Origin of the sequence: Acinetobacter sp. ATCC 27244 (genome assembly GCF_000156555.1) — a bacterium.
GTDB lineage: Bacteria > Pseudomonadota > Gammaproteobacteria > Pseudomonadales > Moraxellaceae > Acinetobacter > Acinetobacter haemolyticus.
On the sequence record NZ_GG665950.1, the window covers coordinates 176,173 to 192,453 of the forward strand.

Consider the following 16,281-nt stretch of genomic DNA (forward strand, 5'->3'; position numbering starts at 1 on the left):
AAGAGATCCTGTGCGCAATGAAGGACCCTATGCAGATGTGGATAATGCAACCAAAACCATGTTGCTTTTACCTTTAAATGCATCGAGTGGTAAGCAAAAATTTACCTTGATTTTAACGGTTGATTCACAGACTTGGTCACTTAAGGCTGAAAGCCAAAATCCACGTAATTACTCCTTACTTATGACCAGCACTGGTCTAAAATGTAAGACCAAAACACCTGCCAATATCACCAATCAAAGTTGTGGTTTAGCTTCAGAAGAGTGGTAATAAATTTAGATTTCAGCGATTTAAATTCAAAGCTGCGGATAACTTAATATTTAATCTTTCATTCAGTGTAAATTTAACGTAGAATATCGCCCTCTATTAAAGGGGTTTGAAATGCTGTCGATGGTCGGCGCAGGGATAATCCGTAAAAACTATAAGGTTGTTCTCATGGTTGTTATTCGTTTAGCGCGCGGTGGTGCAAAAAAACGTCCATTCTATCAAATCGTTGTTACTGATAGCCGTAATGCACGTGATGGTCGTTTCATCGAGCGTATTGGTTTCTTTAACCCAACTGCACAAGGTAAAGCTGAAAAAGTTCGTTTAGATGCTGACCGTTTTGCACACTGGATTTCACAAGGTGCTCAACCTTCTGAGCGTGTTGCTTCTTTAGCTGCTCAAGCTAAAAAAGCTGCAGCTACTGCATAAGCTTGTAGTAGGTAACCCATGACAGCAACACAGAATGTACCCGAAGATCGTATTCAGATTGGACAGTTACGTTCAGCATATGGACTGAATGGGTGGCTCTGGGTTTACTCAAATACTGAGCCTATGAGCAATATGTTTGACTACCTTCCTTGGTACATTGAGACCAAGGCAGGTTGGCAAACCATCGATGTAAAACGTTGGAAACCACATGGTAAAGGCCTAGTAGTTTCGCTCAAAGGTGTGATTGATCGCACTGGTGCAGAAAACTTAGTCGGTGCCAATATCTGGATTGCTAAATCTCAGCTTCCTAAAGCGGATGTGGACGAGTACTACTGGTCTGATCTTAAAGGCTTAACTGTGTTTGGTCTTGGTGAGGATGAACAGGAAGTTAATCTCGGTCAAATCTTTGAGCTTTTTGAAACGGGTGCCAATGATGTCATGGTGGTCAAAGCGACACCGGACAGTATTGATGCCGAAGAGCGAATGATTCCTTGGCATAAAGATGTAGTACAACGTGTTGATCTTGAAGCGGGTCGCATTTACGTCAATTGGGGCGTAGATTACTAACTCTTGATAGAGTTGTAGCGCAGCAGGAAAATAGAGGAGTCTGCGGTGTTTTTTGCAGTCATCACATTATTTCCTGAAATGTTTGCAGCGATTACAGCGTACGGGATTAGCGGTCGAGCTGTAAAAAAAGAGATTGTACAAGTCTCTTGTATAAATCCTCGAGATTTTGCAGAGGGCAACTATAGACGAGTGGATGAACGTCCGTTCGGTGGTGGTCCTGGTATGGTGATGATGGCTGAGCCACTCGCGAAAGCAATTACCCATGCTAAACAACTTGCAGCGCAAGCAGGCTGTGTTCATGCTCCAGTGGTGTATATGTCACCACAAGGCAAAACCTTAAATGAACAAGCAGTACAACAATTCGTTGATTATGATGGTTTGATTGTATTGTGTGGACGTTATGAGGGTGTTGATGAGCGTTTAATCCAGCATTATGTTGATCAAGAATGGTCAATTGGAGATTACGTTTTATCGGGCGGTGAATTACCTGCGATGGTGTTGTTGGATAGTATTATTCGTCGTTTGCCGAATGTTATGTCTGACGAACAATCTGCAGTTCAAGATTCTTTTGTGGATGGTTTATTGGATTGTCCACAATATACAAAGCCAGACCATTTCGAAGGTTTGGATGTCCCTGAAGTACTAAAATCAGGACATCATGCCAATATTGAGAAATGGCGTTTTTTGCAGCGTTATCAGCGAACTTTAGATCGTCGACCAGAATTGGTGGAAAAAGTTGAGCTGACCAAACAGCAAAAAAAATGGCTAAAAAGTTTAGATACTTAAAGTTATTTAAGTATAAATAGGCTCTTTAAGGCATTCTGCTTTAAAGGGAAAGTTAAACGAGAGATATGCGCTTAGCCTCTATCCTCAGCGGTGTAAGAGACCTCTTCTCTCCCGCACATATTGGAGATTCCACAATGAGTGGTAAACATCCTTTAGTTCAAGCTGTTGAAAATGCACAGTTAAAAACTGATATCCCTGCTTTTGCTCCTGGTGACACAGTTGTTGTTCAGGTTAAAGTAAAAGAGGGTGATCGTGAGCGTCTTCAAGCATTTGAAGGTGTTGTAATCGCGAAGAAAAATCGTGGTTTAAACTCAGCTTTCACAGTTCGTAAAATTTCTAGCGGTGTTGGTGTTGAGCGTGTTTTCCAAACTCACTCTCCAATTGTTGCTAAAATCGAAGTGAAACGTCGTGGTGACGTTCGTCGTGCTAAACTTTACTACCTACGCGAGTTGTCTGGTAAAGCTGCACGTATTCGTGAGAAATTACCAGCTCGTAAACAAGGTTAATTTTAACTTTGTTGTAAAGCATAAAAATGCGCCAATTGGCGCATTTTTTTATACCTCTTATTTTACAGTCCTTGTAATTTAAGACGATTAGCATGTTGACGGTAGATATCAACGGGATCAGGTGCAAACAGTGCTTTTAATCCCATTACATGATTGACTTCATCCGCGTGGTTCCATGGCAGATTATCACGTATAGTGCGACCAAATTTCGCACTGCAACGGCTGACCATGCCATCGTTATCTCCTTTAGGATCAACAATCAGGCTGCCACCGATAAATATTGGGTCAAGTGGATCAAGAATATTGGTCGCGGCTTGAACGCCAGAAAAGGAATACATATAAATTCCTTGTTCTTGATAGCTACCTTCTCCACAAGCAGTCGTTGGAACGCCCATTGGATATTGAGCATTGAACTTTTCTGAACCTTCCACAGAAATACTTTGTCCAGCTGCCTCAGCATCATGAGGGTAGCTTTTGGGATCAAGTCCTTGGGCCCAAACAGTTGCCGCTGAGAAGAAATTAGTCAAGGCAATACTCGCATCACCAAACATGGTTCCCGTACTTTTCATTAAAAGACTAGCAACAGGTGAGCCTTTATGAGTGCCACTCACACTAGTTATAGACGCTACACTTTCAGGAAGCATCGCTGCAACATAGCGGGAAGTTGGTCCGCCTTGGCTATGAGCGATAAAGTTCACTTTGGATTGGCCTGTAATCGCTAAAATCTCTTCAGTTTGCTGTAAGAGTTGCTCACCACGAACTTCATTTGAGTTAAATGGGGATAAACGGGCAGCCCAAACATTGCCGCCATTTCTTGCAATATTGGGTAAGATCTGATGCCAATAATCGACCCCCATCGGGTCACTACCTACACGGGAAAAGCCCGCGACACCATGGACAAAAACAATGGGATATTTGGTTTTTGCATAGTCTGAAATAACAAAGCTGCTTTTGACTTGGGTCGCATTTGAAGCATAGCTTGTTGAGATACCGATGGTCATTACAGTTAAAGCAAGATAACGAATTAAATTTTGCATTTTATTCTCTTTTAAAATTCCTAAATTGGGTCTTTAATGATTTATTTGAATTCGACATTGCATCGTTGTCCTTTGATGATCTTTCAATGTCTTGTGCTTGTTTTTTAATAACTAAATGGTAGTGTCCCTCCTTGATCATAGATCGTTTCAAATGTTTGTAGGCGTTGTTGTTCTTGTGTGGATTTGAATTGTTGTTGTTTGAGCCGTTGAATTGCTTGAGTCTTGGCAGATGCACTCATATTGCTATCGATGATGGTTTTACGTTCTTCTAAATAGGATTGTACTTGTTGCTTCCATACTGATCTTTGTTGATCAAGTTGTTCTAAGCGTTGAGTTGCTGCTTCGCCAACTAAATGAAGACGCATATCACGTAATTCTTGTGGTGAACCATTGCGGGCTTTAATTTGTGCTGTTAATGCACGCAAATCTTCTAATCTAGATAAATCTTTAATATTTTCTTGCCAGTCTTGAGGAAGTTGTTCAAAACGCTCTTGGAGTAATTGGGCTTTAGTTGACGTATCTAGCGAGTTATTCTCTAAAATTTGCATACGATCGAGAGCGTATTGTTGATATTCATCTTCTGTGCCGAATAACCCCTCTATTTCTGTGGTAGAAAAGAAGCGTTGTTTTAGATCTTGTATGGCGTGAAAAGCTGCTTGGAAATAGCGATAGTTTTCCTTCGCTGTTTCATGTATTTGTAGCTGGCTCAGTGCTTCGCGGTAATCTAAATAACGAGACCAAAGTGCTAAGATTTGCTCTTGTTGTGCTGATTGAAAATGATGTTCTAAATAAAGTTGAAAATTCTTGCGAATTTCTGTGATATTTCTTTCTCCATACTGTGATAGGAAATATTCGAAACAGTTTCGCATTTGTTCATTTATGATCAATTTTTTTGAGGCATTAAATTGCAACTGACAATTGGTTTCTGTGTCTGTCTGGCTTGAGCTTTGAAATCCAAGTAATGTTTGGGCTAAATTATTGTGTGAATTGAGTTGCTGAACGTGTTGACTAGATTGATTTTCAGAAGACGATGTTATATTTACTGAATAGTTTTCGGACTTCGGATAGAACCAATAAATAAAGACGATACATAAAATGGAACTGAGTATGAGTCCAGCGTAGATGATCGTTTTGTTTCCTTTCTTATTCATAAAACCGCATCCATTTTTCTTTTGTTTTCGAAAGCGAAAAGAGTCTAGCATGATTGATTTTTTTTTGAACAGTTATTTTTAAAAAATTAATGAATAGTTTTGATAAAATGTATCTTTGTATTTCGACTTTTTATTTATGAAAAAAAGTGCTTATCGTCATTTGAGTGGTGTATTTCTTTTAAATAAGCCAATAGGGATGAGTTCAAATGGAGCATTGCAAAAAGTACGTCGACTTTTTAATGCACAAAAAGCAGGACATACAGGTGCTTTAGATCCATTAGCAACAGGTTTATTGCCGATTTGTTTAGGGGAAGCAACCAAATTTTCTCATTATTTATTGGATTCAACCAAACGTTATCAAACGACGGTAAAGCTTGGACAAACCACAACCACAGGTGATATCGAAGGTGATATTCTGCAAAAGCGAAATGTTCCGCTTTTGACTCGTGAAAGTATAGAACAGGTTTTGGCTCAATTTCGTGGTGATATTCAGCAAGTGCCTCCGATGTATTCTGCATTGAAACGAGAAGGCCGCCCTTTATATGAGTTGGCGCGTCAGGGTATTGAGATTGAACGAGCAGCGCGTCCTGTCACGATTTATGATCTAACTTTGCTGAGTTTTACTGAAGATAGTTTAACTTTAGATGTGACCTGTTCAAAAGGGACTTATATCCGTGTACTTGGAGAGGATATAGGTGAAGCTTTGGGTTGCGGTGGTCATTTGACGTATTTACATCGTACTCAGACGGGTCATTTTGAAATTAATCCAGACTATACCATTGAGTATTTAGAAAGTTTGTCACAAGAACAACGGGATGCATTATTGCTTCCAGTGTATGCACCTGTAGAACATTTTCCACGTGTTCAATTACCAGAAGGACGTGAAAAATATTTTGGTAATGGTCAAGAAAGCAATATTAATCATGAGGCTGTAGCTGAGGTGTTAGTTTTTGATGGAGAGCGTTGTTTAGGTTTAGCTGAAATTACTGATAAAAAACGTCTTGTACCAAAACGCTTACTCAACTTATAAGGTCTTGCTCCATGGAATGGGAACTCATTCTCAGCTTAGTCTTCTTTGCTTTTTGTGCGGGGACGATTGATGCTGCCGTTGGTGGTGGTGGATTGATTCAAATTCCTGCATTGATGGGGGCACTACCTCAAACCGCACCTGCCACGATTTTTGGAACCAATAAACTCGCTTCGATTTGCGGCACTGCTTCAGCTGCTTTTTCATTTGTACGACGAGTAAAATTGAAATGGCCACTATTGTTGGTGATAGCAATTTTTGCATTTGTCAGCTCGTTTGCAGGAGCGGCATGTGTCTCAATGATTCCGACACATATTCTAAGACCCTTTGTTTTGATCATGTTGATTGTGATTGCAGTCTATACTTTGATGAAAAAGCAATTTGGGCAAGTGCATGTCGATCAGCGGATTACACCGAAGCTGCTTATGTTCGCTGCGATCGGAAGCTTAGCAATTGGTTTCTATGACGGTATCTTTGGCCCAGGGACGGGTAGCTTCTTTATTTTCTTTTTCATTCGCTTTCTACAAGTTGATTTTTTACATGCTTCAGCCTTGTCGAAGATTGGCAATTTTATGACCAATCTCGCTGCACTCAGCTTTTTTGTCCCCACAGGTCATGTGCTGTTTACATTGGGTTTGATGATGGCGGTTGCCAATATTGCGGGTTCATTACTCGGTGTTCGTTTGGCGTTAAAATATGGTAGTGGTTTTATTCGTATCTTATTTTTGATTTTAGTGAGTATCTTAATTTGCCGTTTGGGATATCAGATTATTGTTGCGGTTTGACTCAAAAGATAAAGTTTGACAACAAAAACATACTTAAATGATGCTGTCTAAAAAACGCACACTTTCTAAGATGAGATTCTAGCCAAGTTCCACAGTATCGAGATATGTCTCGTATTGTGGTTGTTAGCCAATTTTAGAGGTGAAGAATGAATATATTTGAAGCACTACGAGAAAGTCATGATAAGCAACGTTCACTTGCAAAAAAATTAGTTGAAACCAGCGGGCATAGTGAGGAGCGTAAAGAACTTTTTGATTTGTTGAAGAATGAACTCTATGCGCATTCAGTTGCAGAAGATCGTTATTTATATATTCCACTGATGTTTGATGATGGAGGTTTGGATATTACGCGTCATGCCTTGGCTGAACATCATGAAATGGATGAATTAGTCGAGACACTTGAAGAAACAGATATGAGTAGTCCAAGCTGGTTGGCAACTGCAAAACAATTAAGTGAAAAGGTACATCATCATTTAAAAGAAGAAGAACATAAATTTTTCCAGCAAGCTGGAAAAATCTTGGCAGATGCTGAAAAAGAAAAATTAGGTAAACAATATCTTGCGGAGTATAAAAAATATAAAACCGAAACAGCTTGAGGTCAAAAAGACGCTATTGTGACCTTACGGGGCTGGAGATTTCTCTCCACGTAAGGTCACACCAATGGATGCGATCATAATACAAAACAAGGCAACCCACTGAATCAGGCTGATTTGCTCATGGAGAATGACCAATCCCGCCAATGCCGCTAAAGCAGGCGCTAGACTGGTCAATGTCCCGTAACTCAGTTTACTTAAACGTTTCAATGCCATTAGATCGAGCGCATACGGAATCGCTGTTGCAAGGATCGCAATCACGAGAGCTTTACCCCAATATTGGGTATCTAGAAGAACAGGCGCATTATTCCATAAACCAAATGGCAATAAGGTCAAGGCAGATAATGCGATGGCAATCGTTAATGCATGCATTCCTATATTTTGTTGCGCGACTCGATGTCCGTAGTAAATATATAAGGCCCAAAAAATCCCCGCACCTACAGCGCAAGCAGCACCAAAATAAGAGAAATTATGTTGGTTGGCATCATGCCAAGGGACCATTAAGGCAATGCCTAAAATTGCAAATGCGACCCAAAGATAATCACTGCGTTGTTTGATTGAAAGCAATGCTAACCCTAGCGGTCCAATGAACTCTAAACCTACAGCAATGCCTTGAGGAAGCTTGCCCAGAGAAGTGTAAAATAAAATATTCATACAGCCTAAGGATGCTGTATAAAGCAGTAAATCTCGCCATTTCAGGTGTTTGAGCTTGGAAATGATAGTCCAAGACCGAAACATGATTGCCACGATGATCGTTGCAAAGCTCAGCCTTAAAATCGTCACAGTGAGGGGGTCAAGTGTTGTGATCAGCTGTTTAGCAAATGACGCGCTGATTTGATAAGCCACCATGGACAACACCATGTAAAGCACAGCAACCAATTGGAGATTTTTCATTTAGCCTCTTTTTGTTGTCGAGCGCGTTGCATGGTAAAAGTACAACCGATGGAGGCGATGATAATGGTGGTTAAGGCGAGCCATTGATTCCACAATAATTTTTCACCTAAAAATACAAAACCTGAAAGCGCCGCAACTGCAGGTTCTAAGCTCATTAATGTACCAAAACTCAAAGGCGTTAGATTGCGCAAAGCAATCATTTCTAAGGAGAATGGCAAGGCACTGGCGAGAATTGCAAGCCCAATAAAATAATACAGATTTGGCAGTTCAAAAACACGATCAATTGCACCAGAAAATACTGCAAAAGGCAGCAAACACAGCATACCGATGCTCATTCCAAGACAGACGGTATGATTGCCAGAAATACCTGAAGGCTTTTGTCCTGCAATAATATAGAGTGCCCAACATGCACCTGCACTGACGGCAAAGAATACGCCAATAAGATCAAGACTATGCTGAGCCTGTTGCAATGGAAATAAGAGAATCAAGCCTAAAATGGCACAGCCAACCCAAATAAAGTCATATTTTTGGCGCGCATGATAGAGCGCGACGCTTAAAGGTCCAATAAATTCAAAAGCAACGGCAATCCCGAGAGGAAGTCGCTCTAGCGATAAGTAGAACAATCCATTCATTCCAGCCAAAGCAATACCATAGCTCAAGATCGCTTTCCAGCGGACTGCACGAAAGTTAATAGTCCAAACTTTGAAAATTACCGCCAAAATGATTGCACCTAAACATAAACGCATCGCAGAAACGGTCAAAACTGGGAAACTTTGGAATAAAATTTTTGCTAAAGAACCACTGCCTTGAACGCAAATCATTGCAAGCATCAATAATGCTATGGCATAGAGTGGTGACTTTAGAGAAGAATTGGACATTTAATCATCAATCAAGTTGGTGTAATTTTCACATAATAATTTAATTTTATCTCAAGATTGGTTGTGAAACGAGCATAATTTTATTGATTTTGAAGTTGCGATGATGACTGTTTTAATTATTAAATAAGTTTTAAGGTTCTTTTTAATAATTATTTATTTATATCATTTTATCGCTCAGATTTTATTGATCCTATTTTACGAATAACTCTCATACATATTCAGATTCATTGGATTCTAACTCCAAGTTTGATGAAGTGTTTAATCTTCTAAATTCGTGTGAATAGTCGTGAGAGTCGATGCAGTTCGTCAGATCACTAAACAAAGCTTTCTGTATCTCTGCTATAAAACTTGGGGGCGTTATAGACCCTGAAAAGTAGTAAAACTGACAATACTTAAATAAATGAAATAATAATTATGGAGATAATAAGATGTTGAAACTAAAACAAGTTTTTGCCATCGGTATCGTTACATTTATTCCTTTTGCGGCATACGCTGCACCTGCCTTTAAAGCACCTTTTGCCTGTGGTCAAACTTGGAGTTATAGCACTTACCCAGGTCACAACTATAATGCTTTAGATTTTGTGCGCTGGGATAATGGTGCGACATCAGGAGCAGCTGTGCTTGCTTCTGCTGGTGGAACTGTATCGGTAAGCTCAATCGGTTGGAATGGTGGTGCAGGTAATATGGTGGTGATCAATCATGGAAATGGTTGGTCAACTCATTATTTTCATTTAAATGCCATTCATGTCAGTGCGGGAGCTTCGATTGGTCAGGGTCAACAAATTGGCACTGTAGGAAGTACAGGGCAAAGCACAGGACCACATTTACATTATGAGCAACGCTTAAATAGCACAGCACAAAGCATTGTGATTAATGGAAACTCGCTTGCCCCTTATCCAGGAAGTTATGGGCAAAGAGTTCTCACCAGTGATAATGGTTGTGGTGGTACGACACCTCCACCACCGCCACCAAGTGGCAATAAATATTGGGTAGACACATGGGCGGATGCCAATGGACGTTCTAGTCCGGGTGGCACGATTACAGGAACGTTATATAAAGGTACTCATTATGTGTATTGTAAGGTTTGGGGACCAAAGGTTCAGAACTCGACAGGTACGCAGTGGAACCACTGGTGGTTAAAAACAGATTTAGATGTTGGACCGACCAATCAATGGGTTTCAGCATATATGTTATCGCGTTGGGGTAATGATGAAGCCAAAGATAACAGTGGTGTCGTTATTCCAAACTGTCCTTAATCGTTGAGCAAAAAAAATCACAGCTAATGCTGTGATTTTTTTGTAGTCAATGGACTTAGAACAATACACGTACGCGAATTGTACCTTCTACATTGTGTAGCGTATCCAAAGCTTCTTGAGATGCAGATGCATCTACATCCATCACCAAGTAACCGATATCGCCTTTAGTCATTAATGACTGACCAGAGATATTGATGCCTTGTTCAGCGAATAAGGTGTTGATCTTAGACAATACACCTGGCACGTTTTTGTGGATGTGAAGTAAACGGTGTTGACCATCAGAAAGCGGTAATGCGATTTCAGGGAAGTTCACCGCAGAAAGCGTCATACCTTTGTCTGAATATGCAACAAATTTCTCAGCTACTTCTAAACCAATGTTCGCTTGCGCTTCCATGGTTGAACCACCAACGTGTGGAGTCAAGATCACGTTGTCTAAACCACGTAGTGGTGAAACAAACTCTTCACCATTCGCTTTAGGCTCTTTCGGGAATACGTCAACCGCTGCACCTGCAAGGTGGCCTGATTTAATCGCATCTGCAAGATCTTCAATAACAACACATGTACCACGTGCTGCATTTAAGAAGATCGAACCTTGTTTCATTTTTGCAAACTGTTCTTTCTTGAAGAAGTTACGTGTAGATGGTACATCTGGAACATGTAATGAAACTACGTCAGCAGTTGCTAAAAGTTCATCCATAGAACCAACTTGACGAGCATTACCTAAAGGTAATTTAGTTACAGCATCAAAATAGATGACTTTCATACCCAAGCTTTCAGCTAAAACAGAAAGTTGTGAACCAATTGAACCGTAACCGACAATACCTAAAGTTTTGCCACGAGTTTCATACGAACCAACAGCTGATTTATCCCAACCGCCAGCATGTGTAACTTTTGATTTTTCAGGAACACGGCGAAGTAATAAAATAGTTTCAGCTAGAACGAGTTCAGCAACTGAACGTGTATTTGAATATGGTGCGTTGAAAACAGGGATACCACGCGACATCGCTGCTTTTAAATCGACTTGGTTTGTACCGATACAGAAACAACCTACCGCAATCAATTTATTCGCTGATTCAAAGATCTCTTCAGTCAATTGAGTACGCGAACGAATACCAATAAAGTGCGCATCTTTGACAGCTGCTTTTAATGCGTCGCCTTCAAGTGCAGTTTTGTGGTAATCGATATTGGTATAACCCGCAGCGTTTAAAGTATCGATAGCGTTTTGATGAACGCCCTCTAACAATAGAAAACGGATTTTATCTTTAGGGAGTGATAGATGTTGGCTCATAACGGCTCTACGCTATATCAGGTCGGTTTTAAATCGCCGTATCATAACATGTTTGATCAAAATGAGGGCGATTTGATTGCAAATTGGGGCATCGAAATACTGATCATTTTTCATGGAAATGTTGACTCATTTTCAGGTTCAACCTTGTACGATACAGTATCTTGATGCAATGCTTTATCCAATGCGCGCTTCGATGTAAAATGGATAGACCTAATGCGCTCACCTGAATATAAACGGGTTTGAGCTGTTCTGTAGTGTTGCTATATTTGAGTTATCACATCATCTTCATTTTTCTCAAGATTAGAAAAATAATGTCGTGATTCAAATGCCCTATATTTACTTCTTGCTAGGCCTATAAACGATGAATGCTTCAGTCGCTTTAACCCCTGAGTTATTGACCCAATTAACGGCAATTGTGGGTGAAAACCGTATAAAAACCGATGCCGATAGCTTGGAAAATTGGGGACGAGATCATACTAAACATTTTGATCCGAACCCATCAGTCATCGTTTTTCCTTCAAGCACTGAACAAGTTCAGTCTGTTGTCAAACTTGCCAACCAATTTAATGTCGCAATTACCCCATCAGGCGGTCGTACAGGACTTTCGGCTGGTGCGGTGGCAAGCAATGGCGAGATCGTGATTAGCTTTGACAAGATGAATCAGATCTTGGAGTTCTTCCCAGCAGATCGTATGGTACGCGTCCAAGCGGGTGTGGTGACTGAGCAACTACAGAATTATGCCGAAGAACAAGGCATGTACTATCCAGTGGATTTCGCATCAGCGGGTTCAAGCCAGATCGGTGGGAACATTGGTACTAATGCAGGCGGGATCAAAGTCATCAAATACGGTATGACTCGTAACTGGGTACTTGGCTTAACAGTTGTTACGGGTAAAGGTGACATTTTACGCTTAAACAAAGGCATGATTAAAAATGCGACAGGTTATGCCTTACAGCATTTATTTATCGGTGGTGAGGGCACATTAGGTCTGATCACTGAAGCTGAAATTAAGCTAGAGCGTCAACCACAAAACTTGCAAGTGATGGTTTTGGGTACACCTGATTTTGAGGCAGTGATGCCAGTATTGCATGCGTTCCAAAAAGAAATCGACTTAACCGCATTCGAGTTTTTTGGTGAAGTGGCAATGCAGAAAGTTTTGGATCGCGGTCATGTACAGCGTCCATTTGAAACACAAGCGCCATTTTATGTGTTACTGGAATTTGAAGCGCCGTATGAGCCGATCATGGACAATGCCATGCAGATTTTTGAGCATTGCATGGAGCAGGGCTGGGTGATTGATGGTGTGATGAGCCAAAGCCTTGATCAAGCACAAAGCTTATGGCGTTTACGTGAAGATATTTCTGAGTCTATTGCACCGTTTATTCCATATAAGAATGATATTTCAGTGCTGATTACGCATGTACCAGCATTTATCAAAGAAATTGATGCAATTGTTGCTGATAACTATCCAGATTTTGAGATTTGCTGGTTCGGTCATATTGGTGACGGTAACTTACACTTAAATATTTTGAAACCTGAAAACTTAACTAAAGATGAGTTCTTTGCGAAGTGTCAGGTGGTGAATAAATACGTATTTGATACCGTGAAAAAATATGATGGTTCGATTTCTGCCGAGCATGGTGTGGGTATGACCAAGAAGCCATATTTGGAGTATTCTCGTTCGCCTGAAGAAATTGAATATATGAAAGCATTGAAGCTGGCATTTGACCCGAATGGGATTATGAACCCAGGAAAATTATTTGATCTTTAATGCTTGATTAGATAAAAGAAGTTCTGCTAAAAGCGTATCGTAAGATGCGCTTTTTTTATAAAACCAATATGAAAACTCAAGCTTATATTTATCTAGAGAGTGATCAAGTATATGGAGACTATATTGATCATTTTTATAATGAACATAATGTAAAGTGTATGCGTATTATGTTGAGAGTAAAAATTGGGAATCTATTTTACTCTTGTTCATTTATATTCAAAGACTTCTCTTCATGGATATTAGAAGAGCTTATTCATTGTGAAATAGATTTTCTTTGTTATAACGGAGAATTAAATTTCTTTAAGAATTACGAGCTCCATAACTTAAACAATGAACGGATAGGACTTATCTATTTTACTGATGTGTTATAGGTTAACTTAGCTATTAAATTAAAAATACTATTTTTTATTGGACAAATTAAGGGTAGAGAATCAAATTGATAGGTTACAAATAATAAAATTCTCGTTTAATCGAATCTTAGAGAGAAATATGAACATCCATCACGAAATCGAAAAACTGTTTCAACAACGCCAAGACATACCATTATTTTATATCGAAAGTGGTAGCCGTTTATGGGGGATGGCTAGCCCTGACAGCGACTATGATGTACGTGGTTTTCATTTGCCGAGTAAAGACCAATATTTTGATTATAAAAAGTACCGTGACCTAATTGAGATCATGGATGGGAATTTTGATTTCGTTTCTTATGATCTCGATAAAATGTTTGGATTACTGGCAAAAAGTAACCCCACGGTTTTGGAGTGGGTCAGAGCGCATATTGTGTATTTTAATGCCTTTCCAGAATGGCAAACGTTTCGAGATGGATTGCTTGAGCGAATTGACTATAGTGCGCTATATCATCACTACTTATCACTGGCGAAAGGTGGAATGAAAGTGATGCAAACCGCAGAAAACTTTACTTATAAAAAAGTATTTTATTCGATTCGTGGTTTGATGTCGGCAGAGTTGGCATCCCAAGAAGTGATGCCCGAATTATTGATCACTGATTTATTTGCACAAGTTGATTCAAATGATCCATTACGTCATTGGGCAGAGGATTATTTAGAAATTAAAAAACAGCAGAAAGAAAAAGCCCAACTTCCTGAAGCGGAACAAGCCGCTATTCTGAATTTATTGGAAACCAAAATTGAGCAATTAGCCGCTAAAGAGATGCAAAAAGCTGATCGTCGAGAGGACTTAGAACGTTATTTAACGGAATATAGTCGCCATTTAAAGCAGTATCATTATCAGTAAAATCATTTGCTTATATTTTTCTTTGTCTTGACGGAGTCGTATTGTGTTCTCATTCATATTTAAGATTAGCCTTCGGCTGGAGTTACTTTGGTTTTGCCCAAAGTAACCAAAGGCATTGTCATCTGCAAAACCTGTTCACTTCTTGCATTAATTAAAATCTATCGCAGAAACAGTATCTTCTTGAAATCACGCAGGTTGCAGATGACATTACCGAGTATCATATATTTTATGAGGATTTGATAAATAACCAATCTTTGTTCTAAATCCCACTTTCCAAAATACGCACTTTCACATCAGCTACATGTGCTTTGGTCGCTTCAAAATGCTTTAGCATATGTGCCGTTTGCATATGTGCCTCAAGATGAGCGGTACTTTCCCATTGCTCTAACATCACAATGCTATTTTCATCTTGTGACTGCATTTCAATCGCTGGCAGATGATCAATCAATGGGGCATAACCGTGACAACCTTCTTCTGCTAAGACTGTTGGAATGATTTTTTGGAAAGCATCTAAAACGGCTTGGCGGTGTTCTGTGCCTGTATGTGTCTGAATTTCAGCAATAATCGTCAACATCGTATTTCTCTCTTAATTCGTGTTCGTAAAAAACTGATTTAAATGGGCTTTATAATCTTCGATATAGCTTGGGACATTTGGCATTTTGATTACATCATTTACGATAAATGTCGGGAGTGATTCCATACCCAAGAATTGATTGGCTTTATGGAAAGGTAAATACACACCATCTACACCCACGCCGTGAAAGAATTGATTAGGATCAGTGAATGCTTCCATTGGTGCATTCCATGTGAGCGATAACATGTACTTTTTACCTTGTATCAAACCACCTGAACCATATTTTTTAGAAGCATCAGAACGGCTACGTCCATCGCTGGCATAAAGTGAGCCATGACCAATCGTAAACACATCGTCAATGTATTTTTTCATGGTCCATGGCGCTCCCATCCACCAACCCGGCATTTGATAGATCACTACATCTGCCCATAGATATTTTGCTATTTCGGCTTGGATATCATAGTCACAGTCAGTACGTGTTACTTGTACCGTATGACCTAAGCTTTTTAAATGTGATTCTGAAAAGTCGGTCAAGGTGTCATTCAATTCACCATTTGAGTGAGCGAATTGTTTAGCACCATTAATAATTAAAATATTGCTCATGGAGTAACTCAAAAATAGATTTCTAAAACTTGAGTGCATTCTAGAGCGTCTATTCATGAGTAAAAATGTATAAATAAGCAAAATACTATTGACCAAAAATCAACGATTGCTTGATGAACGCTGCTTCCAAGTTCGCTCTCAGTCGCTTATATCGTAAATACAACATGGATCTGCAGCATATATACATATCACGACTAGTCGATTTATTTCTAAGGGGTAACATAAATAGATACTTTTACGAGGAAAATGAAAAATGCATAAACTTTGTATGATCTTAGGGGTAGGGTTGTTTTTGACTGCATGTAATCAACCTACGCAATCGTCTCAACAGCAAATGGATACAAAACCGAGCACAGCGATGCATGCGGTATTATCAGATCAGCCGAATTTATTTGATGAAGACAGTAATCTAAAAATAGATCAGCAATTTAATCGTGCAGAAAATCCTAGTGAAGCACAAGTGACAGTTGAACAGTCTCAACTCGATGATTCTGTGATTGCCATTCGTACAGAATATCAATTAAAACGTGATCAAACGGTGTGGAAAATCGTGAATAAGAAACAAAGTTATCAATGTGCTAGAGGGGAGAACACAGCTAACTTCCAATTTGAGTTATGCCCTT

20 protein-coding genes are annotated in these 16,281 nt (G+C 39.6%); 13 read left to right on the forward strand and 7 right to left on the reverse strand.

Features of this window, described 5'->3' with window-relative positions:
* The 5 genes from HMPREF0023_RS02970 to rplS form a co-directional block, all read left to right on the forward strand.
* The coding region (locus tag HMPREF0023_RS02970) for a competence protein ComE (RefSeq protein WP_081400239.1) at positions 1-268 on the forward strand (268 nt) is incomplete at its 5' end.
* Between the two features lie 165 nt (positions 269-433).
* Complete coding sequence (rpsP, locus tag HMPREF0023_RS02975; protein WP_004641253.1) at positions 434-691, forward strand: 30S ribosomal protein S16; 258 nt, start codon at positions 434-436, stop codon at positions 689-691.
* A gap of 18 nt (positions 692-709) precedes the next feature.
* Positions 710-1,258: a ribosome maturation factor RimM gene (rimM, locus tag HMPREF0023_RS02980; RefSeq protein ID WP_004641251.1), complete on the forward strand. Its 549-nt coding sequence runs from the start codon at positions 710-712 to the stop codon at positions 1,256-1,258.
* A 45-nt stretch (positions 1,259-1,303) separates the two neighbouring features.
* Complete coding sequence (trmD, locus tag HMPREF0023_RS02985) at positions 1,304-2,044, forward strand: tRNA (guanosine(37)-N1)-methyltransferase TrmD (protein ID WP_004641249.1); 741 nt, start codon at positions 1,304-1,306, stop codon at positions 2,042-2,044.
* Between the two features lie 134 nt (positions 2,045-2,178).
* A complete protein-coding gene (gene rplS, locus HMPREF0023_RS02990) occupies positions 2,179-2,550 on the forward strand; it encodes a 50S ribosomal protein L19 (RefSeq protein ID WP_004641247.1) in 372 nt (123 codons plus the stop codon).
* A 62-nt stretch (positions 2,551-2,612) separates the two neighbouring features.
* Here rplS and HMPREF0023_RS02995 read toward each other — a convergent pair whose 3' ends face one another.
* Complete coding sequence (locus tag HMPREF0023_RS02995; protein ID WP_008941167.1) at positions 2,613-3,587, reverse strand: esterase/lipase family protein; 975 nt, start codon at positions 3,585-3,587, stop codon at positions 2,613-2,615.
* Between the two features lie 104 nt (positions 3,588-3,691).
* The gene (locus HMPREF0023_RS03000; protein ID WP_017396725.1) at positions 3,692-4,738 is read right to left on the reverse strand and encodes a lipase secretion chaperone; all 1,047 of its coding nucleotides are present in this window, start codon (positions 4,736-4,738) and stop codon (positions 3,692-3,694) included.
* A gap of 136 nt (positions 4,739-4,874) precedes the next feature.
* On the opposite strand from HMPREF0023_RS03000, the gene truB reads away from it, so the two are divergent.
* The 3 genes from truB (at position 4,875) to HMPREF0023_RS03015 (ending at position 7,143) form a co-directional block, all read left to right on the forward strand.
* Positions 4,875-5,768, forward strand: coding sequence for a tRNA pseudouridine(55) synthase TruB (gene truB / locus HMPREF0023_RS03005; RefSeq protein WP_008941170.1), 894 nt, complete (start codon positions 4,875-4,877; stop codon positions 5,766-5,768).
* Positions 5,769-5,779: 11 nt separating this feature from the next.
* Positions 5,780-6,550: a sulfite exporter TauE/SafE family protein gene (locus tag HMPREF0023_RS03010; RefSeq protein WP_008941171.1), complete on the forward strand. Its 771-nt coding sequence runs from the start codon at positions 5,780-5,782 to the stop codon at positions 6,548-6,550.
* Positions 6,551-6,696: 146 nt separating this feature from the next.
* Entirely contained in the window at positions 6,697-7,143 is a 447-nt protein-coding gene (locus HMPREF0023_RS03015) for a hemerythrin domain-containing protein (protein WP_008941172.1), read from the forward strand.
* Between the two features lie 24 nt (positions 7,144-7,167).
* Here HMPREF0023_RS03015 and HMPREF0023_RS03020 read toward each other — a convergent pair whose 3' ends face one another.
* Positions 7,168-8,034: an EamA family transporter gene (locus tag HMPREF0023_RS03020; RefSeq protein WP_005086968.1), complete on the reverse strand. Its 867-nt coding sequence runs from the start codon at positions 8,032-8,034 to the stop codon at positions 7,168-7,170.
* Positions 8,031-8,912: an EamA family transporter gene (locus tag HMPREF0023_RS03025; RefSeq protein ID WP_005086966.1), complete on the reverse strand. Its 882-nt coding sequence runs from the start codon at positions 8,910-8,912 to the stop codon at positions 8,031-8,033. The genes HMPREF0023_RS03020 and HMPREF0023_RS03025 overlap by 4 nt, the downstream gene beginning before the upstream one ends.
* A gap of 428 nt (positions 8,913-9,340) precedes the next feature.
* On the opposite strand from HMPREF0023_RS03025, the gene HMPREF0023_RS03030 reads away from it, so the two are divergent.
* A complete protein-coding gene (locus HMPREF0023_RS03030) occupies positions 9,341-10,168 on the forward strand; it encodes a M23 family metallopeptidase (protein WP_008941174.1) in 828 nt (275 codons plus the stop codon).
* 55 nt (positions 10,169-10,223) lie between these two features.
* On the opposite strand, the gene serA is transcribed toward HMPREF0023_RS03030, so the two are convergent.
* A complete protein-coding gene (serA, locus tag HMPREF0023_RS03035; RefSeq protein ID WP_005086963.1) occupies positions 10,224-11,456 on the reverse strand; it encodes a phosphoglycerate dehydrogenase in 1,233 nt (410 codons plus the stop codon).
* On the opposite strand from serA, the gene HMPREF0023_RS16660 reads away from it, so the two are divergent.
* The 3 genes from HMPREF0023_RS16660 (at position 11,445) to HMPREF0023_RS03050 (ending at position 14,481) form a co-directional block, all read left to right on the forward strand.
* The gene (locus HMPREF0023_RS16660; protein WP_008941175.1) at positions 11,445-11,621 is read left to right on the forward strand and encodes a hypothetical protein; all 177 of its coding nucleotides are present in this window, start codon (positions 11,445-11,447) and stop codon (positions 11,619-11,621) included. The two genes, serA and HMPREF0023_RS16660, sit on opposite strands and share 12 nt — an antisense overlap.
* Before the next feature lie 196 nt (positions 11,622-11,817).
* Positions 11,818-13,227, forward strand: a complete 1,410-nt coding sequence (locus HMPREF0023_RS03040) for an FAD-binding oxidoreductase (RefSeq protein WP_008941176.1) — start codon at positions 11,818-11,820, stop codon at positions 13,225-13,227.
* Between the two features lie 489 nt (positions 13,228-13,716).
* Positions 13,717-14,481: a DNA polymerase beta superfamily protein gene (locus tag HMPREF0023_RS03050; RefSeq protein WP_017396724.1), complete on the forward strand. Its 765-nt coding sequence runs from the start codon at positions 13,717-13,719 to the stop codon at positions 14,479-14,481.
* Positions 14,482-14,740: 259 nt separating this feature from the next.
* Here the strand turns inward: HMPREF0023_RS03050 and HMPREF0023_RS03055 are convergent, their stop codons facing one another.
* Positions 14,741-15,055, reverse strand: a complete 315-nt coding sequence (locus HMPREF0023_RS03055) for a putative quinol monooxygenase (protein ID WP_008941179.1) — start codon at positions 15,053-15,055, stop codon at positions 14,741-14,743.
* 12 nt (positions 15,056-15,067) lie between these two features.
* Positions 15,068-15,658, reverse strand: a complete 591-nt coding sequence (locus HMPREF0023_RS03060) for an NAD(P)H-dependent oxidoreductase (RefSeq protein WP_008941180.1) — start codon at positions 15,656-15,658, stop codon at positions 15,068-15,070.
* 253 nt (positions 15,659-15,911) lie between these two features.
* On the opposite strand from HMPREF0023_RS03060, the gene HMPREF0023_RS03065 reads away from it, so the two are divergent.
* Positions 15,912-16,281, forward strand: a 370-nt coding sequence (locus HMPREF0023_RS03065) for a hypothetical protein (protein ID WP_005086949.1), incomplete at its 3' end; no start/stop codon positions are given.